The sequence below is a fragment of the Lentilactobacillus farraginis DSM 18382 = JCM 14108 genome, assembly GCF_000583655.1.
GTDB lineage: Bacteria > Bacillota > Bacilli > Lactobacillales > Lactobacillaceae > Lentilactobacillus > Lentilactobacillus farraginis.
Genome location: NZ_BAKI01000020.1, coordinates 1 through 16,981, shown reverse-complemented (window position 1 = coordinate 16,981; position 16,981 = coordinate 1). Strand labels below are relative to the sequence as shown.

Annotated in this window: 8 protein-coding genes and 6 pseudogenes; 11 read left to right on the top strand and 3 right to left on the bottom strand. The window is 46.6% G+C overall.

The annotated features are described in order from the left end of the window. Positions 1 to 11: 11 nt before the first annotated feature. The 11 genes and pseudogenes from JCM14108_RS07950 to icd all read left to right on the top strand — a co-directional run bounded on the left by JCM14108_RS07950 (position 12) and on the right by icd (position 13,706). Entirely contained in the window at positions 12 to 770 is a 759-nt protein-coding gene (locus tag JCM14108_RS07950; protein WP_035179998.1) for an NADP-dependent (R)-specific alcohol dehydrogenase, read from the top strand. A gap of 353 nt (positions 771 to 1,123) precedes the next feature. Continuing rightward, complete coding sequence (locus tag JCM14108_RS07945) at positions 1,124 to 2,494, top strand: cytosine permease (protein WP_035179996.1); 1,371 nt, start codon at positions 1,124 to 1,126, stop codon at positions 2,492 to 2,494. A gap of 1 nt (position 2,495) precedes the next feature. After that, positions 2,496 to 3,095 carry a pentapeptide repeat-containing protein gene (locus JCM14108_RS07940; protein ID WP_035179992.1) on the top strand — a complete coding sequence of 200 codons (600 nt, stop codon included), beginning with the start codon at positions 2,496 to 2,498 and terminating at the stop codon, positions 3,093 to 3,095. 135 nt (positions 3,096 to 3,230) lie between these two features. Then, complete coding sequence (locus JCM14108_RS07935; RefSeq protein ID WP_035179988.1) at positions 3,231 to 4,127, top strand: energy-coupling factor transporter transmembrane component T; 897 nt, start codon at positions 3,231 to 3,233, stop codon at positions 4,125 to 4,127. Between the two features lie 91 nt (positions 4,128 to 4,218). Further along, positions 4,219 to 5,774, top strand: a pseudogene (locus JCM14108_RS07930) (AAA family ATPase); the annotation flags it as partial. Positions 5,775 to 5,794: 20 nt separating this feature from the next. After that, positions 5,795 to 6,476: pseudogene (locus JCM14108_RS16230) on the top strand (ECF transporter S component). 16 nt (positions 6,477 to 6,492) lie between these two features. Then, positions 6,493 to 7,541: pseudogene (locus JCM14108_RS07920) on the top strand (fucose-binding lectin II). Between the two features lie 18 nt (positions 7,542 to 7,559). After that, a complete protein-coding gene (locus tag JCM14108_RS07915; protein WP_035179985.1) occupies positions 7,560 to 8,333 on the top strand; it encodes a DUF4430 domain-containing protein in 774 nt (257 codons plus the stop codon). Positions 8,334 to 8,663: 330 nt separating this feature from the next. Next, positions 8,664 to 11,300: an aconitate hydratase AcnA gene (gene acnA / locus JCM14108_RS07910; RefSeq protein ID WP_035179982.1), complete on the top strand. Its 2,637-nt coding sequence runs from the start codon at positions 8,664 to 8,666 to the stop codon at positions 11,298 to 11,300. A 22-nt stretch (positions 11,301 to 11,322) separates the two neighbouring features. Then, positions 11,323 to 12,425 (top strand): annotated as a pseudogene (locus tag JCM14108_RS07905) (citrate/2-methylcitrate synthase). 13 nt (positions 12,426 to 12,438) lie between these two features. Continuing rightward, positions 12,439 to 13,706, top strand: a pseudogene (gene icd / locus JCM14108_RS07900) (NADP-dependent isocitrate dehydrogenase). An 84-nt stretch (positions 13,707 to 13,790) separates the two neighbouring features. On the opposite strand, the gene epsC reads toward icd, so the two are convergent. From epsC to JCM14108_RS07885, 3 genes and pseudogenes are all read right to left on the bottom strand, one after another. Continuing rightward, positions 13,791 to 14,348: a serine O-acetyltransferase EpsC gene (gene epsC, locus JCM14108_RS07895; RefSeq protein ID WP_035179979.1), complete on the bottom strand. Its 558-nt coding sequence runs from the start codon at positions 14,346 to 14,348 to the stop codon at positions 13,791 to 13,793. Beyond that, on the bottom strand, positions 14,314 to 15,498 hold the full coding sequence (locus JCM14108_RS07890; RefSeq protein WP_035179975.1) for a trans-sulfuration enzyme family protein: 1,185 nt from the start codon (positions 15,496 to 15,498) through the stop codon (positions 14,314 to 14,316). Before JCM14108_RS07890 ends, epsC begins: the two co-directional genes overlap by 35 nt. A gap of 34 nt (positions 15,499 to 15,532) precedes the next feature. Beyond that, positions 15,533 to 16,443 (bottom strand): annotated as a pseudogene (locus JCM14108_RS07885) (PLP-dependent cysteine synthase family protein). Between the last annotated feature and the right edge of the window lie 538 nt (positions 16,444 to 16,981).

Genomic DNA, 16,981 nt, shown 5'->3' with positions numbered 1-16,981 from the left:
AGGTTGTCACTATGAGTAATCGTTTAAAGGGAAAAGTCGCAATCGTAACCGGTGGAACGTTGGGAATTGGATTGGCAGTTGCCCATCGGTTTGTTGACGAAGGTGCCAAGGTTGTCATTACCGGTCGGCACGCGGATGTTGGTGAAAAAGCTGCCAAGTCGATCGGCGGACCGGATGTGATTCGCTTTATTCAACAGGACGCATCTGATGAAGCTGGTTGGGTTAAAACCTGGGATGAGACTGAACAAGCTTTTGGACCGGTTACCACGGTTGTCAACAATGCCGGGATTGCCGTTAACAAGAGTGTTGAAAATACGACTACCGAAGAATGGCGGAAACTGCTTTCCGTTAATTTGGACGGGGTTTTCTTTGGTACCCGACTTGGAATTCAGCGAATGAAAAATAAACATCTTGGTGCTTCAATTATCAACATGTCTTCAATCGAAGGATTTGTGGGTGATCCTAATTTAGGTGCTTACAACGCTTCCAAAGGTGCCGTTCGAATTATGTCGAAATCAGCGGCTGTTGATTGCGCTTTGAAAGATTACGGTGTTCGGGTTAATACAGTACACCCCGGTTACATTAAGACACCATTGGTTGATGATTTGCCCGGAGCTGAAGAAGCGATGTCTGCTCGTACCAAAACGCCGATGGGTCACATTGGTGAACCGGATGATATTGCTTGGATTTGTGTTTATTTAGCTTCGGATGAATCTAAATTTGCGACAGGGTCGGAATTTACGGTTGACGGTGGCTACACGGCTCAATGATGACTGTCTATACCGCTTTGCCTCACACACTTTTATTAGGACTGTTCCGCTAACCACAAACCTGCATGTAAGGGATCCCTTTCAAAAATCCAAGCCCGGGATTTCCGAAAAGGACGCCTTACACGCCGGTTTATCCCGGTTAGCCTCACACACTTTTACATCAAATTGCATTTTGATACAGGCTCCCGTATAATTAAAGCCAGTAAAATATTACTCCTTTAAAAACAGTCCAGCGAGCCTGTCAAGGAATGCCATTAATGAACATTGTTCTTCCAGAATACATCTGGTAAGAGATGCCTTGACTTGCTATGAGCCAAGGCGTCTTTTTTGGAGGCATTGGAGGAAATAAAATTATGGCAGACAAAACATTTGGGCGGGTTGTTGCAATCTCAAAGGAGCACCGGCATCAATCATACTGGGATATGTTTGCGACGTGGGTTGGCGCTAATGCCAACAACGGTACTTGGTATGTGGGTGGCGTGATTGCTGCCTGTGGATTTGCGACCGCTTCAACAGCCTTAATTGTAGTTGGTATTATTACATATTTATTGTTAGCTCTTTCCGGGTATATGGGCTATCAAACCGGATTGCCGGCAATGGCTTTGACCCGGGCATCGTTTGGTTTGAAGGGGAGTTTCCTGCCATCGATCATTAACGTTGTTCAGTTTATCGGCTGGGCCGCTGTCAATACATTTATTGCGGCGACTTCAATCAGTTATATTCTTCACGATATCCTCAATTGGCCGGTATATGGAAAGGCGGGCGGTTTGAAAGGCTTAATTTTAGGGATCATTGTCATGAGTATTCTTCATTTATTGAGTATTTCAATGGGTGAACGTTCGGTTCAAATTATTGAACGGATTGGGATTATTCTGGTCTTTGTGTTGGTTATTTGGGAGTGTGTTGTTGTTTTTCAGCACGTTTCCTTTTCTCAAATTATTGCCTGGCGGCCACCGCACCGGTTGCAAATGAGTTCTGGTCAGGCGGTAGATGTCTTGGCTGCTTTTAATTTGGCTTGGGTTACGGCCGCCAGCGACTTTACCCGCTTTGCCAAGAAGAAGCGTAGTGCAACCCGAGCGCCTTTTTGGGGTGCCAATCTTGGCTTGATTTGGTTTGCGATGATCGGTGTGATTTCGACAATTGCAACTGCGATTACGTTGAATCACTTTGATGCAAATAATTCGGACCCTTCGACAATTGCCAGTAAGTTAGGATTGGGCGTTTTGGCAATGTTGGTCATTATTATTACGAGTACTACCGCCAATGCAGTTAACTTAATGTCCGCCGGTTCGGCGCTTACCAATATGACAAAGCGGTTATCATTAACCGTCAGCATTGTTTTGGTGACGTTGGTTGCGGTAGTTGTCACGTTTATTCCAATTTTTTACGCAACTTTTCTGGATGTTTTTACAGCCTTCTTAGATGGAATTGGGATGTTCTTAGGACCGGAAATTGCCATCTTTCTCGTTGATTATTATATTGTAACCAAGCAGGATTACGATGTTGCTCATTTTGCGATTCGTGAAGGTAAGTATTGGTATACGGGTGGCATTAACTGGATTGCGATCATTTCGTGGATAGTTGCAGTTGCGGCATATGGCTATCTTAAAACGGTTGCAATCATAGCGGATAGTATTGGTGCCACTTTTGTTTCAATGCTGATTGCGGCTATTATTTACATTGTTTTAAGCAAATTGATTCGACGGAATTACCAGGAGGCATAAGATGACAGTTATTCAGAGACAGACATTGGGCTTGGATGATGTTGAGCCGGAGAATATGTATCTGGATTGTACGTTTCGGGTTTCAAATAAGCCGCTGCGCATTAGTGATGTCACGTTTGATCATTGTAAATTTGAGCAGGATAATTTTGATCAAAGTGATTGGAATTTTGTGGTGTTTAAGGGCTGTCACTTTCTCAACGCCAGCTTTCACCAAAGCTATTTTTCAAATAGTCAGTTTATCGGCAGCCAGTTAATGGGCGCCGATTTTTCAATTGGAAGCAAAATTGTCAATGTCAAAGTAATGGACTCTAATTTGCAATACGCTAATTTCAGTGAAACCAAGATTGAAAATGTGCAATTTAATCACGCTAACTTAAGAGAGGCCAGTTTTCAAGCAGTGACATTTAAGAAAGCCATCTCTTTTTACCAAAGTGATCTTGATCAGATTGACTTTCTTGATACTAAATTAAAAAACGTTGATTTATCTCAAGCAAGATTTGAAACACTGGTGGTGAATCCAACGTTACTTAAAGGTTTGATAATCAATCCATTGCAAGCAAGTCTATTAATTGGTTTGTTAGGTGTGGCGGTTAAAGACTAATTAGTTTAAAAGTTGTGGTTGAATAAATGCCGAATTTATATAGAAACTAATTCCTTGCAATATATTAATGGACTGTAAAACTGATGATATACTATAAATTGTGCGAAGATGAATTTGGGAAAGGGGCGTCATATCATGAACCGGATACCGATTGAAAGCCGCTTTCTTTTTCATGTTCACCCGCTGGCCGCAACCGGTTATTTTGTGGCGCTCATGGCGTTACTGCTGATGTTTAATCACGTGGGCATTGTTGGGACGGCTTTTGGCGGTTTGATTCTTTTGGACGGGTGGTACTTGGGATTTAAACAAGTTGGTTGGCAGTTGAAATATAGCGGCTGGCTGTTTATCACCATTGTTATCTTTAACGTGTTGTTAAATCAGAGCGGCGGGCCATATCTCTGGCAGGTTAAGCTGCTGGGAGTTACTTGGAAATTATCAATGCCGGCCCTCCTATACGGCAGTGTCATGGGATTGATGCTGGTAGCGATGCTGCTGGCGTTTGCGTTATTTAACGCAATTTTGACTGCCAATAAATTATTAGCGGTGCTTTCACCGCTCAGTCCCCGACTGGCTTTGCTGGTGGTGTTGTCGATGAACTTGGTCGGAACGTTAAAGCAGACGTTTCGGCAGTTGGCGTTATTTCAAAAGACCCGCAACATTGATCCGGCCAGCGGGTCGGTAAAACACCGCTTAAAAGTCGGCATGCGGTTCATGAATATTCTATTGGAAAAAGCATTGGCTGCCGGGATGGAAAGAGCCCGCAGCATGGATGCCCGCGGATTTGGCGCAACTAAACGCAGTCAGTACCGGGCCTTTCGCTGGCAGATTGCCGATAGTTGGTTTTTGGGCAGCTCAGCAATCCTCTTTTTTTGCTTGGTCGGCTTGCGGGTCGGCTCATATGGTTGGACCGGCTCAGCTTTAACGTTTAACGGGTCGATTTCGCTGATGGATAGTTGGATTCTCGGCTTAGTGGGCTTATTTTTAGGCTTACCATTGATTTTTGAAGGGGTGGCTGCTTTATGGACGAATTAATCAACGTCACGCACCTGACGTTTACCTATCCGCATGCGTCGGCGCCGACCTGCGGGATATTAATCTGAAAATTTATCCTGGGGACTTCCTGGTGATCGCGGGTGCCAGTGGCAGCGGTAAGACCACACTGTTGAGCCATTTAAAAAAAGAATTGGCACCGCATGGGCAGCGCCAGGGACGGGTACTGGTCAACCAGCAGGACATTTTTCAAATGGCGCAGCTGCAAAGCGCCCAAACCATTGGGTATGTCAGCCAAAATCCGCGAAATCAGCCGGTAATGGCGACCGTTATTGAGGAACTGGCCTTTTCACTGGAAAATATCGGCTGCCCCAGCGCGGAAATTAACCGCCGCTTGGCCGAGCTTTCCAATTACCTGGGGCTGGATCAGTGGCTGCATCAACCATTGCGTGAATTGTCGGGCGGCCAGCTGCAGATTGTCAATTTAGCCGCGGTCCTGACGCTGCGGCCGCAGGTTATTTTACTGGATGAACCGACGGCCCAACTGGATCCCTTAATGACGCAAACTTTTATGGCTATCTTGGCACGGCTGCATGACGAGCTGGGCTTGACGATTATTATGACGGAGCATAACCTGGCCGGACCGTTAACACTGGCCAGCCGGATGATCCTGTTAGCACAGCAGACAATTGCGACTGACGGCCCGGTCGATCAGGTGGTGGCCAAGATGTTTGACCAGCCGGCATTAAGCCGGTTTGTCCCGGAAGTTCCGGCACTTTTCCTGAGCTGCTATCCGCAATTAAAACCGGTACCGTTGGCAGTTGGCACGGGCAAACGGCAAATTCAAGCGCGGCAGCTTCAGTTTCGGGCTGCCGGGGACCTGACCTCGCCAAATGAAGCGGCTCCGGCAGCCCCGCCAATCTTAACGATGCGGCACGTATCCTTTTCATTTGATCAGCAGTCACTCATCGTTGACCATCAGAACTTAACGCTGGCCAAAGGGGATTGGCTGACGATTGTCGGGAAAAACGGTTCCGGCAAGTCGACTTTACTCAGCCTGCTGGCCGGCTGCGTAAACCGCCACATGGCAAAATCAGGTTGGCCGGTCAGATTCTGTGGCGGTTGCCGAATTTGAAACGGATTCAGCAATTATCATTTCTTTCACAGGATCCCAGCCTGCAGTTTGGTAATCCGACCGTTCTTCAGGAGTTAACCGCGCAGGGCGATCAGTTGGGATTAACCGATCCGACCGGTCGAGCCGAGGAACTGTTGCGGACGTTTCATTTAACCCAACTGAAGGATCATAACCCGTTTGATTTGAGTGGTGGCCAACAACGGTTGTTGGGCCTGGCGATCGCGTTGCTGGCCCGGCCCAAGGTATTGATTTTGGATGAGCCGACCAATGGGTTGGATCCCAACACTAAATTTTATGTCGGCCGATTATTAAAGACCTATCAGCAACGTGGGGGCACCATCGTCATGGCGACTCATGACATGGCCTTTGCCGCAAACTTTTCCACGACCTGCAGCTTTATGTTTGATCATCGCGTGGAAACGATTTTACCGCGGCGACAATTTTTTGCACAGAATTCTTTCTTCACGACGGCGGTTAATCGTTTGGTCGGTGATCAGGTTCCATCAGCCGTGTTGGTCAGTGATGTGCGGGCAACCAAGGAGGCGACCACTTGAAACGACGATTTTCCAAATTAATGATTTTTCGCTGGCTGCTGGGATTGGCCATCATGGGAATATTTTTGACACTGGCGTTACAATTGCATGGCAAGCATTATTTTATGTTTAGTTTCATGATTTTATTTTCGGCGTTGCTCTTGGTTTACTGGCGATTTGAACACCAGCCATCAAGACGACCACCTTAATGTTTATGGCAACGCTGATTGCGTTGGCGGTAATCGGTCGACTGATCTTCGCTGCCATTCCCAGTTTCCAGGCGGCCAGTTTTGTGATTATCATGGGCGGCATGGCCTTGGGACCGGAATTGGGCTTTGTGGTCGGTGCAACCACCGCGCTGGTCTCTAATTTATTTCTGGGGCAGGGACCTTGGACGCCTGGCAGATGTTTGCCTGGGGTTTAATGGGCTTTACCGCGGCGTTGATTGCCCATACGGTGATTGGAAAGCGCCGCCTGCCCCTGGCAATTTTTGGCGGTCTTTGGGGATTTGGCTTCGGCTGGCTCATGGATGCCTGGTATGTTTTGGCATATGTCCAGCCGTTAACCGGAAAGGCCTTTTTAACGGCGGCTTTGGTAAGCGTTAAGTTTGACGCTTATCACGCGGCGGCCAACGTCATATTTTTAATCCTGTTTGCGAACTTATGGCAGCAGCTGTTTCAACGCTTAAATGATAAGTATGATTTTTTACCGACTCAAAAATAAAAGGGAGTTTTGAAGAATGAAACATTTTAAGAAAACGTTGTTATTATCGGCAGTGGGCCTATTAGCCTGAGTACTGCGGCACCGGTGACGCAGGTGCAGGCGGCAAGTGTTCAAACAGCCTCAACGGCCTATCAGAAGGCCAAGGTTAAGGCCAGTTATCGCTATGCCAAGCAGATGCTGGTGAAAAATAAGACCGGTTTGTCCGGGAAGACCACCGCGCTGTTTAGCCGGAAAGCCTATCCAGCCACCGGGGCTGCGGCGGGGTACTCGGATTTCTTGTTGGGGCTAAAGGGATTAGGCTATCATTTTACCAAGACCCAACGCCAGCGAGTGGCGAAAAACCTGGTGTTAAATAAAAAGAGTACGCCGGCCGACTTGGCTAATGCCATTATGGGATTAAAAGCAGTGGGCTATAATCCGCAGCGTTTCACACTGGCCGGTTCGCGAAAAAAGGTCAACCTGGTGCGTGCCCTGTATCAAAAGACCATGACCAAGCAAACCGTCAACGTTCAAAGTCAGGCGTTAATTGCGGTTTCCATGAGCCGCCACTTTAAGCGCCCGGCAGCTGCCAAATTCTCCAAGAGCAGTTTGAGTAAGTTGATTGTGCAGCACCAGCAAAGTAATCACGGGTGGGCGTATAACAATACCGCGGCGGCCGTTGACAGTGACACCACGGCAATGGCCATTATCAGTTTGGCCCGTGGGAAAGCCAATACCACTACGGTAAAGACGGCGCTGCAGACCGGTCAGGCTTACTTAAAGAACGCGGCTTACTCAAACGGCGCCTATGGTTACACTTATAACGGCAAGCAGATTCCGAATGCCAACTCAACCGCCGAAGCCGTAATTGCCTTTTCAACCAAATTAAACACATTGAAATACGTTAACGGCAGTTTTAAAGTCGGCCAAACCGCTTCACCGTTGCGGGCAATGTTAAGCTATGTCAACCGAACCGGTTCCATTAAGGGTGCCGCCAGTCAAACACTGGGCGTGGGGCAGGTTAACCTGGCAAATGCGGCTTACCGACAGGCGCAGCAAAAGCGGTCGGTTTATACACTAAATTAAGCGGCCAGGGTGGTTTAAATGAAAAAAATCGTCGGGCTCATCATCGCGGTTGTATTAGTAGTGGGATTGGCGGTGGGCATTCGGGAAGTTGTTGCCAATCGAGCCGCTGATCAGCCATCAACCGCCACGGTTAAGAAAACCGCAAAACCAGCTTCGTCCTCAAAGGCGGGCAAAGCCAGTTCAGCTACGTCAACGGCTAATAAGCGGGCCGGCAGTCATCAATCACAGAAAAAGTCTCGGGCAGCAACCGGCAAAACGACGGTTAGCGCGACTAAAAAGGCTAAACAACCGACTGCTAGTGATGCATCAAAAAATAAGCCAAAGCGGTCGGCTCGCCGGCCGGCGACTAAATCCACCCGGCAGAACCATGAAACCAGTGGCACTGCCAAGCAGCCGACTCGAAAAAAGCAGTCGGTTAAAAAAGCCAAGGCAACCGCGCAACAGGCTACCACCAAGCCGGCTAAAAAAAATTGGCACGCTACGTCGACCAAGAAAGCCTATCTCAAGGTTTCCGGTTATAAAAAGCAATTTTATGCCGGCTGGCAAAAAATTACCGGCAAAACAACTGCCTTTTCGCTTTTAATGCAGGCCCATTTAAAAGTCACGTATACCCGGAATCCCGACATCTATGTCAGTGCGATTAACGGCTTAAAAGAAAATGATGTCCGGGTAGGAAGTGGCTGGATGTATTCTGTCAACGGTAAATATGTTGACAAGTCGGCCGGTGAAAAGCGCGTTAAGCCGGGTGATCATGTTCACTGGTATTTTTCGGTCGATGGCTATAAACACTAAGATTATAAATGGTAATTGAGCAAAAAATTAAATATTATTTTTAGGCGTCTGGATCATAATTGGTCTAGATGCCTTTTTAGGTTAAGGTCCTGTTTTCAGCAGACAATTTGCAATAGTGGATTTATTTCTATTTTTGTCTTGATTAATACATAAATATACAAAGTGGCCTTGACATCGTCCTGTTCTTACGGTTAGATTAAATATACATGAAAATAACATTAAAATTAGGCGAATCATTGACGATTTAATTGACAAGAGCACAGATTGTTCGCTTTTGATCAACATTAAAGGCATTATTCGCCGGCACCTTTGAAGGATGGTGGACTTTTTATGAACAATTCGTACCGGCAACAACTCAAGCTAACGGGCGGTACCTACCAGTTTTATAATATTGATGCTTATTTAAAAGATCAGGGACAGGACGTTGAAACACTTCCCTACAGCATCCGAGTTTTGCTGGAAGAAGCGCTGCGGCACGCGAGCGAAACCCCCGAAAGAGAACAGGTCCTTTCCGCTTTTAACGATTGGGACCATCAGCATGATAAAGATATTCCCCATCAACCGGAACGGGTCATTCTCCAAGACCTCACGGGCGTACCGGCGTTGGTTGATTTAGCGGCAATTCGTGATGCTGTTGCCAGGCGAGGCGGAGACGTTGATTCGATCAATCCGGAAGTGCCGGTTCATCTTGTAATCGACCACTCGGTTCAAGTCGATCATTCTGGAAATGAGGATGCCTTTTCGTATAATATCCAGCAGGAATTTAAACGAAATAGTGAACGTTATACGTTTTTAAAGTGGGCTCAAAACAGCTTTGAAAATCTAACGGTGATCCCACCTGATACCGGGATTATTCATCAGGTAAATTTGGAATATCTGGCAGACGTCATTCATGCTAAAAAATTAACGGACGGTAGCTATGAAGCATTTCCGGACACATTGGTCGGTACAGATTCCCATACCACGATGATTAATGGGTTGGGGGTTCTTGGCTGGGGTGTCGGCGGAATCGAGGCTGAATCCAGTATGCTTGGAGCGGCAACTTATATGCCAATGCCAAAAGTAGTTGGTGTAAAACTGACCGGAAAGCTAAGGGAAGGGATTACAGCAACGGATCTGGCACTAACGTTAACCCATTTATTGCGAGAGCACGATGTGGTTGGAAAGTTTGTTGAATTTTACGGCGGTGGCGCGCAGAATCTACCGTTGGCTTATCGGGCAACCATTGCCAATATGGCCCCGGAATATGGTGCTACCTGCGGGTTCTTTCCAATTGATCAGCAAACCATTGATTACTTGCAATTAACAAACCGACCTGCTGAACAAATTGAGTTGGTTGAGGCATACGCCAAGGCTAATCATCTGTTCTACGACGATAAGGCAGCCCGTCACTATACAGAAACGGTTTTGCTTGATTTGACAACGGTTCAAAGTAGTTTAGCGGGCCCCAACCGTCCTCAGGATACTGTCTTTTTAAAAGATATGCCAAAACAGTTTGATGATCGTCGGCAAATACCGGATTATCCAATCAAAGTCAATGGTAAGAAATTTAATATCCGGGTAGGCTCATTAGGAATCGCAGCCATTACAAGTTGTACGAATACCTCTAATCCAGAAGTGTTGCTGGCAGCCGGTCTAATCGCTAAAAAAGCCGTTGAGTTGGGACTAAAAGTACCGGACTATGTGAAAACATCGTTGGCACCCGGGTCACGGGTTGTGACTCAGTATTTGGCGGCGGCCGGACTTCAGCCATATCTGGATAAGCTGGGCTTTAATCTGGTTGGTTATGGTTGCACGACATGTATCGGCAACTCCGGTCAGCTGAAGGAAGACCTGCAGACCCGCTTGACTGAAGACCCTTATCCGATTGCGGCAGTTGAGAGCGGTAACCGAAACTTTGAGGGCCGGGTTAATCCGTTAATTAAAGATACTTATTTAGCGTCCCCACCGTTGGTTGTTCTTTATGCATTGGCTGGAACTTGCGATATTGATTTAACAACCCAACCAGTCGGAAAAAGCCAAGATGGTCAGCCGGTTTATCTAAAGGATCTGTGGCCGACAGATGAAGCGGTTGCCAAGCTAAGTCGAAAATATTTAAAACCAGCAGAATTTAAAAAGAATTATCAATCGATTTTGAACCAAAACGCTACTTGGGACGCACTTCCTGCCCCCGAATCAGCAACTTATGAGTGGGATCCGAATTCCACGTATATCGCGTCTCCGCCATTTTTTGACGGCATTGCCGGCAGTCAACACTTATCGGGGCTTCGCGTGCTTGCCAAACTGGGGGATTCGATTACGACCGATCATATTTCACCGGCCGGCTATATCGGTTCACAGACACCGGCTGGTCGTTATTTAAAGTCTAAAGGTGTCGCCATTAAAGACTTCAACTCTTATGGTTCCCGCCGGGGTAATCATGAAGTGATGATGCGGGGAACTTTGGCTAATATCCGATTAAAAAATCAATTGACACCCGATAAAACAGGTGGTTTTACCAAATACCTGCCAACGGGTGAAGAAACAACTATTTTTGAAGCCGCCCAGCGATACCAAGCTGATCAGACCGGTTTGGTTATTCTGGCTGGTAAGGATTATGGTATGGGATCTTCGCGTGACTGGGCAGCTAAAGGCGTTAAGTTATTAGGTGTAAAGGCAATTATTGCTGAAAGCTTTGAACGAATTCATCGGGCTAATCTGGCAATGATGGGCGTTGTGCCGCTTCAGTACCGTGACGGCCAAACCGCGGAAACGTTGGGATTAGATGGCACCGAAACTTTTTCGATTGACTTGGATGGGCCAATTGCTCATGTGACGGCTGAAAAGTCTGGTCGACAGATAAAATTCGATACGATTGTTCGTTTTGATACGCCGGTGGATTGGACCTACTACAAAGATGGCGGCATTATGCCAATGATTGTTGAAAATAAGCTGGCATCGGCTAAAGATGCTGCTCAAAAAGAATGAGTTTAATACTCGGAGGTGACCCATGACACTACCAAAAGGACTTGCAGGCGTGGTGGTTGACCAGACAAAGGTCAGCTCGACTCAGGGCGCTGTTTTAACGTATGCAGGTTATTCGATTAAAGAACTAAAAAATGCACCGTTTGAAGAGGTGGTTTTTCTACTGTGGCACGCGCGGCTGCCAAGCGCAGAAGAGTTGAATGATTTTAAAAAGCTGCTGGTTTCTAAAATGGTGCTGCCGTACGAAACGGTTCAGTTGATGGCACGAATTGCCAGGGAACCGCAGCACCCCATGAGTATTTTGCGAACGACAGTCTCGCTGCTTGGGACAACCAATGATATCGAAAGAGATGACCCACCTCGGATTTTAGCCAAGATGTTAACGGCAATTGCCGCCATTATTCGAATTCGAAACGATCAGCCAATTAAGCACGTTCATAAAGCATGGGGCGTTGTTGAAAATTTTATTTATATGTTTTCGGGTAACCGGCCGACACCTGAGCAGGTAGCTCAGTTTAATACGGTTATGGTGCTGCATGCCGATCATGAGTTTAATGCATCGACATTCACTGCCCGCGTGGTTGCATCAACCAAATCGGATGATTATTCGTGCCTGACCGCTGCGATTTGTGCATTGAAAGGTCCTTACATGGCGGTGCCAATGAGCAGGTTTTCAAGATGCTCGAAAAGATCCGGCAAACGGGTCAGGATCCGATTCAATATGTTGCCCAAAGAATGGCTGGTGGTCATAAGATAATGGGCTTCGGTCATCGTGTTTATAAAAACGGTGATCCGCGGGCAGCAATTCTGCGGGAAATTGCCCGGCAAGCCGCTCATGAAACGGGCAACGACGATTATTTTGCGCTTCAGGAAGAAATCAAAGATTATATGTTTAAAACAACGCGTCTGCACCCAAATGTTGATTACTATACGGCATTGATTTATCATTGCTTTAACCTTGACAGGCAGACATTCACCACAATGTTTGCGGCCTGTCGAACGGCTGGCTGGTTGGCGCATATCATTGAACAGCAGTCGGAAGGCTGTTTAATTAGGCCGTCGTCTGAATACGTGGGTGAAACCAATCGACATTATTTTGCCGATAAGGAGGAAAAAATTATTGACTGAAGAAAAAATAACAATGAATAATGGCCGGCTTCAGGTTCCCGATCAACCGACAATTCCTTTCATTGAAGGCGATGGGATTGGCCCCGAAATTTGGCGGGCAGCGCGAACCGTTTTTGATGAAGCAGTTAAAAAGGCTTTTGATGGTCAAAAGCAGGTTAAATGGCTGCCATTATTGGCCGGTGAAACAGCTTATAAGCAAACGGGACAGTGGCTGCCGGATAAAACACTGACCGCTTTACGAGACTATTTAGTCGGGATTAAGGGACCTTTGACGACTCCGATTGGCGTTGGCCATCGCTCCATTAATGTCACGTTGCGACAAAAGCTTGATTTATATGCCTGCTTTCGACCGGTAACTTATTATGCCGGTACCCCGTCACCGGTTGTTCACCCGGAAAACGTTAATATTGATGTCTTTCGGGAAAATACCGAAGACATTTATGCGGGGATTGAAAGCGATGTTGATACTGATGATGCGAAAGCTTGGAAAGCGTTACTCGCCAAGCAGGGTAAGCTGGGCAAAGTTCGTTTTCCCGATACGTCCGCGTTTGCGATTAAACCGATTTCCAAGCAGGGTTCGACCCGGTTGGTAAAGGCCGCCATTGACTATGCGTTTGCTAACAATCGGCATACCTTGACGCTGGTTCACAAGGGAAATATTATGAAAAAAACTGAAGGCGGCTTTAAAAAGTGGGGTTATGAAGCAGCTGAAGAATATGGTGATAAGGTATTTACTTGGAATCAATATAATCAAATTAAAGCTGACCAAGGCACTGAAGCTGCTGAAAGGGCCTATCAAGCAGCCCGGGCAGCCAAGAAATTGATTGTCAATGACGTCATTACGGATAACTTTTTTCAACAAGCACTGCTTTATCCGGAACATTTTGAAGTTGTGGCAACGATGAATTTAAACGGCGATTATATTTCGGACGCGTTGGCTGCTCAAGTCGGTGGTATCGGAATTGCTCCCGGCGGCAATATTAATTATCAAACCGGACATGCGATTTTCGAAGCAACGCATGGCACGGCGCCTCAGTTTGCCGGTCAAAACAAACTTAATCCGACGTCGATTATTCTATCCGGTGCAATGATGTTTGACTATCTGGCTGGTCGGCCGCTGCCGATTTAATCCGGGCGGGAATCTCTCAAGCCATCAAGTCGCATCACGTGACCGTCGACTTTGCCAAAAATGCGGACGCCACGGTACTGACTACCAGTGGCTTTGGTGATTACGTGGCACGATTAATTGAAGAACTGCCGCGAAAAGCCGCGGTAAACTGATAATCACTGCTCTTATAATTTATGTACGAAAAAACATCTTGGCAGTTTCCAATTAATTAATGGAAACTGCCAAGATGTTTTTGGTTAGTGATTTTTGTTGCCGGTATTTAACTCGGCAAAAGTAACGTTAATGACTTTAGTTGGCTTCTCAACGCTTCGGGCCGGGTTACCGACAACCGTTGTCCGGTCGGCGACATCGTGTAAAACAATGGCCCCGGCACCGACTTTACTCGATGCACCGATGGTAATAGCACCCAATAATTGTGCGTTGGCACCAATAAACGCCCCTTTTTTAACATAGGGATGCCGGCGGCCGGTAACGGCCCGCCTGGCACCCAAGGTAACGCCGTGTAGAATGGTAACGTCATCTTCAATAATTGCGGTGGCACCGATCACAACGCCAATGCCGTGGTCGATAAACACCCGCCTGCCGATTTGGGCTTCGGGCGAAATGGCGATTCCGGTGACTTTAGCGGCGTGTTGACTTAAAAGAGCTGCCAGCGTATAGAAACGGTGAAAGGCCAAGAAATGGGCAATTCGATGCCAAAACAGCGCACGAATACCAGGATAGGTTAGAATAACTTCTAAAAGGCTATGGGCTGCCGGATCACGCTTTAGAATGGATCTTGCTGTCTGAAACATTTTTTTGACTCCCCTTAAGCTGATTGAAACCGCGTGCCAAATCTGCCAGCAGGTCTTTTTGATCTTCAACACCAACGGAAAGCCGGATTAATTCATCTTTGATGCCGTTTTTTAGCCGGATATCGCGGGGAATGGAGCCATGGGTCATCAGAGCAGGAATTTCAATCAGGCTTTCTAAGGCTCCCAAACTTTCTGCCAACGTAATAACGTGAAGCTGCTCAACGAATTGTTTTGGATCGAGACCGTCTTGAAGTTCAAATGAGATCATGGCACCGAAGCCGTGCATTTGTTTCTTGGCAACTTCGTAATCGGGATTATCCGGATCGCCGGGATAGTAAATTTTGCTTACCAGTGGTTGGTTGGCGAGGTAGTCGAAGACGGCTTCCGCGTTTGCCAGATGGGCTCGCATGCGAAGTGAAAGCGTTTTGATGCCGCGTTGAAGTAACCAGCTTTCTTGAGGAGCTAAAATACCACCAATTGCGTTTTGCAGATAACCGATTTTTTCACCCAATGCTTCGTCTTTTGTAACAACCAGGCCGGCGATGACGTCACTATGGCCACCGAGATACTTGGAAGCGCTGTGAAGGACAATGTCGACGCCCTGCTCTAAGGGCCGCTGAACATAAGGTGAGGAGAATGTATTGTCAATGATACTTAGAATATGATGGGCCTTGGCAATTTTGGCGACAGCAGCGATGTCGGTGACCCTTAGCAGCGGGTTGGTCGGTGTTTCGAGATAAATGGCTTTGGTTTCGGGAGTGATGGCGGCTTGAACGGCTGCCAGGTCTCGGGTGTCAACAACTGTAAATGTCATGCCAAAGCGTTTTAAAACCGCGTCGATCAGCCGGAAGGTGCCACCGTAGACATCGTTACCGATAACGAAATGATCGCCGGCAGAAAACATCGAGAACACCGTGTCAATGGCAGCTGACCCGGATGCAAAGGCAAAACCGGCAGTCCCGCCTTCGAGCTCGGCAATTAATTTTTCAACCGCCTCTCTGGTTGGGTTACCTGAACGTGAATATTCATACTTGTTTTCACCGATTTTTTGCTGATGGAAAGTGGAAGCCATGTAAATCGGAACGGAAACCGCACCCGTTGTCTTGTCTTCGCTGATGCCGCCATGAATTAATTTTGTATCGAATTCCATAATGAATAACCTCTTTCTGTTTTTGATTGAATTTTTAGTCGTAAATATTTTCACTCATATAGCGTTCACTGCTGTCCGGGAAAACTGTTGCGATTCGGCTGTTTTCTGGAAGTTGAGCGGCAACCTTTAAACTGGCTGCCAAGGCCGCACCACTGGAACTGCCTATGAATAGGCCCTGGGTCCGGGCCATTTTTTTGACTTGGTCAAATGCATCTGCGTCTGAGATGGTTAGTGTTTGATCAATTTGAACATTCTCGAAGAAAGGTGGGATAAATTCGACGCCGATTCCTTCAGTTCGGTGGGCGTGAGCAGGCCCACCGTTTAAGATTGAGCCCTCGGGTTCAACCACGATTGTTCGGGTCGCCGGGTTCTGTTCTTTGAGGTAGCGGGCAATCCCGGCAAATGTACCGCCGCTTCCGGCACCGGCAACGAAGGCATCAATGGGGCCGTCGATTTCTTTTACCAGTTCCGGTGCCAATGTGTGGTAATAAGCAGCCGGATTTGCCGGATTTTTAAACTGCATTGGAACAAAACTGTCAGGCGTTTGTTCATGGAGCCGGTATGCTTCTTTAATCGCACCCTTGATGCCTTGGTCACTTGGGTATTGATTAGTTTTGCGCCCAAAGCTTTCATCAACTGTTGTTTTTCGAAGCTGAATTTTTCGGGCACCACCAAGATAGCTGGCAAATGGTGCTGTTGAGCAGCAAGTGCGACGCCAATGCCGGTATTGCCGGCGGTTGGCTCAATGATAGTGGTGGTTCCTTCGATTACATCGCCGTGGTTAATGGCATCTTGAATCATGTACTGACCGAGACGGTCTTTAATACTGCCGCCTGGATTGAACATTTCCAGTTTAGCGTAGATATGGCTGTGATTTGGGACATCAATTTGCAAATCGATCAACGGCGTGTGACCAATTAGCTGTGAAACTGACTTGATTAGCATAGAAAAATCAGGATCCTTTCTGTAGCAATTGGGATTTGGTTCGACTGCCAGCATTTAAAAAAAGCAACTTTGATTATTGAAGATATAAAAAGGGCGCGAAATCCTGAAAAAACAGAATTTTCGCGCCCTTAGTTCAACTCCAGCCAGGTGGACATTGAACTCTTTAAGGTCATTATTCCTCAAAAAATGTCAATGCTAACAGGCCGAACATCGCCAAAAACGCGTTGTTCGACAGCAACAATTAATCGCATGAAACATTGATTGAGTCATAGTGACACCTCCGAAATTTTTGTTGTTCTTAATATACATAACTTGGAAGATTGTGTCAACTACTTTTGAAAGTAAAAATGATATTTTGATGAAAAAGTCTCGTTTTTCCAATGATAATTTCATAAACCGGCCTTACTGATTTTTGATTTAAGCGTGGTTAAAATAATGAATTACCGGTTTTAAATTATTAATAATGAGTATAATAAATATTCTAAAATTGGCCGATTTTTTATATATAAACTTGATATTAGCAAAGAATTTAAGTAAA

Bases quoted from the DNA above. Each gene is read 5' to 3' on its own strand.
- JCM14108_RS07950 (WP_035179998.1), top strand. From the start codon at position 12: ATGAGTAATCGTTTAAAGGGAAAAGTCGCAATCGTAACCGGTGGAACG.
- JCM14108_RS07945 (WP_035179996.1), top strand. From the start codon at position 1,124: ATGGCAGACAAAACATTTGGGCGGGTTGTTGCAATCTCAAAGGAGCAC.
- JCM14108_RS07940 (WP_035179992.1), top strand. From the start codon at position 2,496: ATGACAGTTATTCAGAGACAGACATTGGGCTTGGATGATGTTGAGCCG.
- JCM14108_RS07935 (WP_035179988.1), top strand. From the start codon at position 3,231: ATGAACCGGATACCGATTGAAAGCCGCTTTCTTTTTCATGTTCACCCG.
- JCM14108_RS07915 (WP_035179985.1), top strand. From the start codon at position 7,560: ATGAAAAAAATCGTCGGGCTCATCATCGCGGTTGTATTAGTAGTGGGA.
- acnA (WP_035179982.1), top strand. From the start codon at position 8,664: ATGAACAATTCGTACCGGCAACAACTCAAGCTAACGGGCGGTACCTAC.
- epsC (WP_035179979.1), bottom strand. From the start codon at position 14,348: ATGTTTCAGACAGCAAGATCCATTCTAAAGCGTGATCCGGCAGCCCAT.
- JCM14108_RS07890 (WP_035179975.1), bottom strand. From the start codon at position 15,498: ATGGAATTCGATACAAAATTAATTCATGGCGGCATCAGCGAAGACAAG.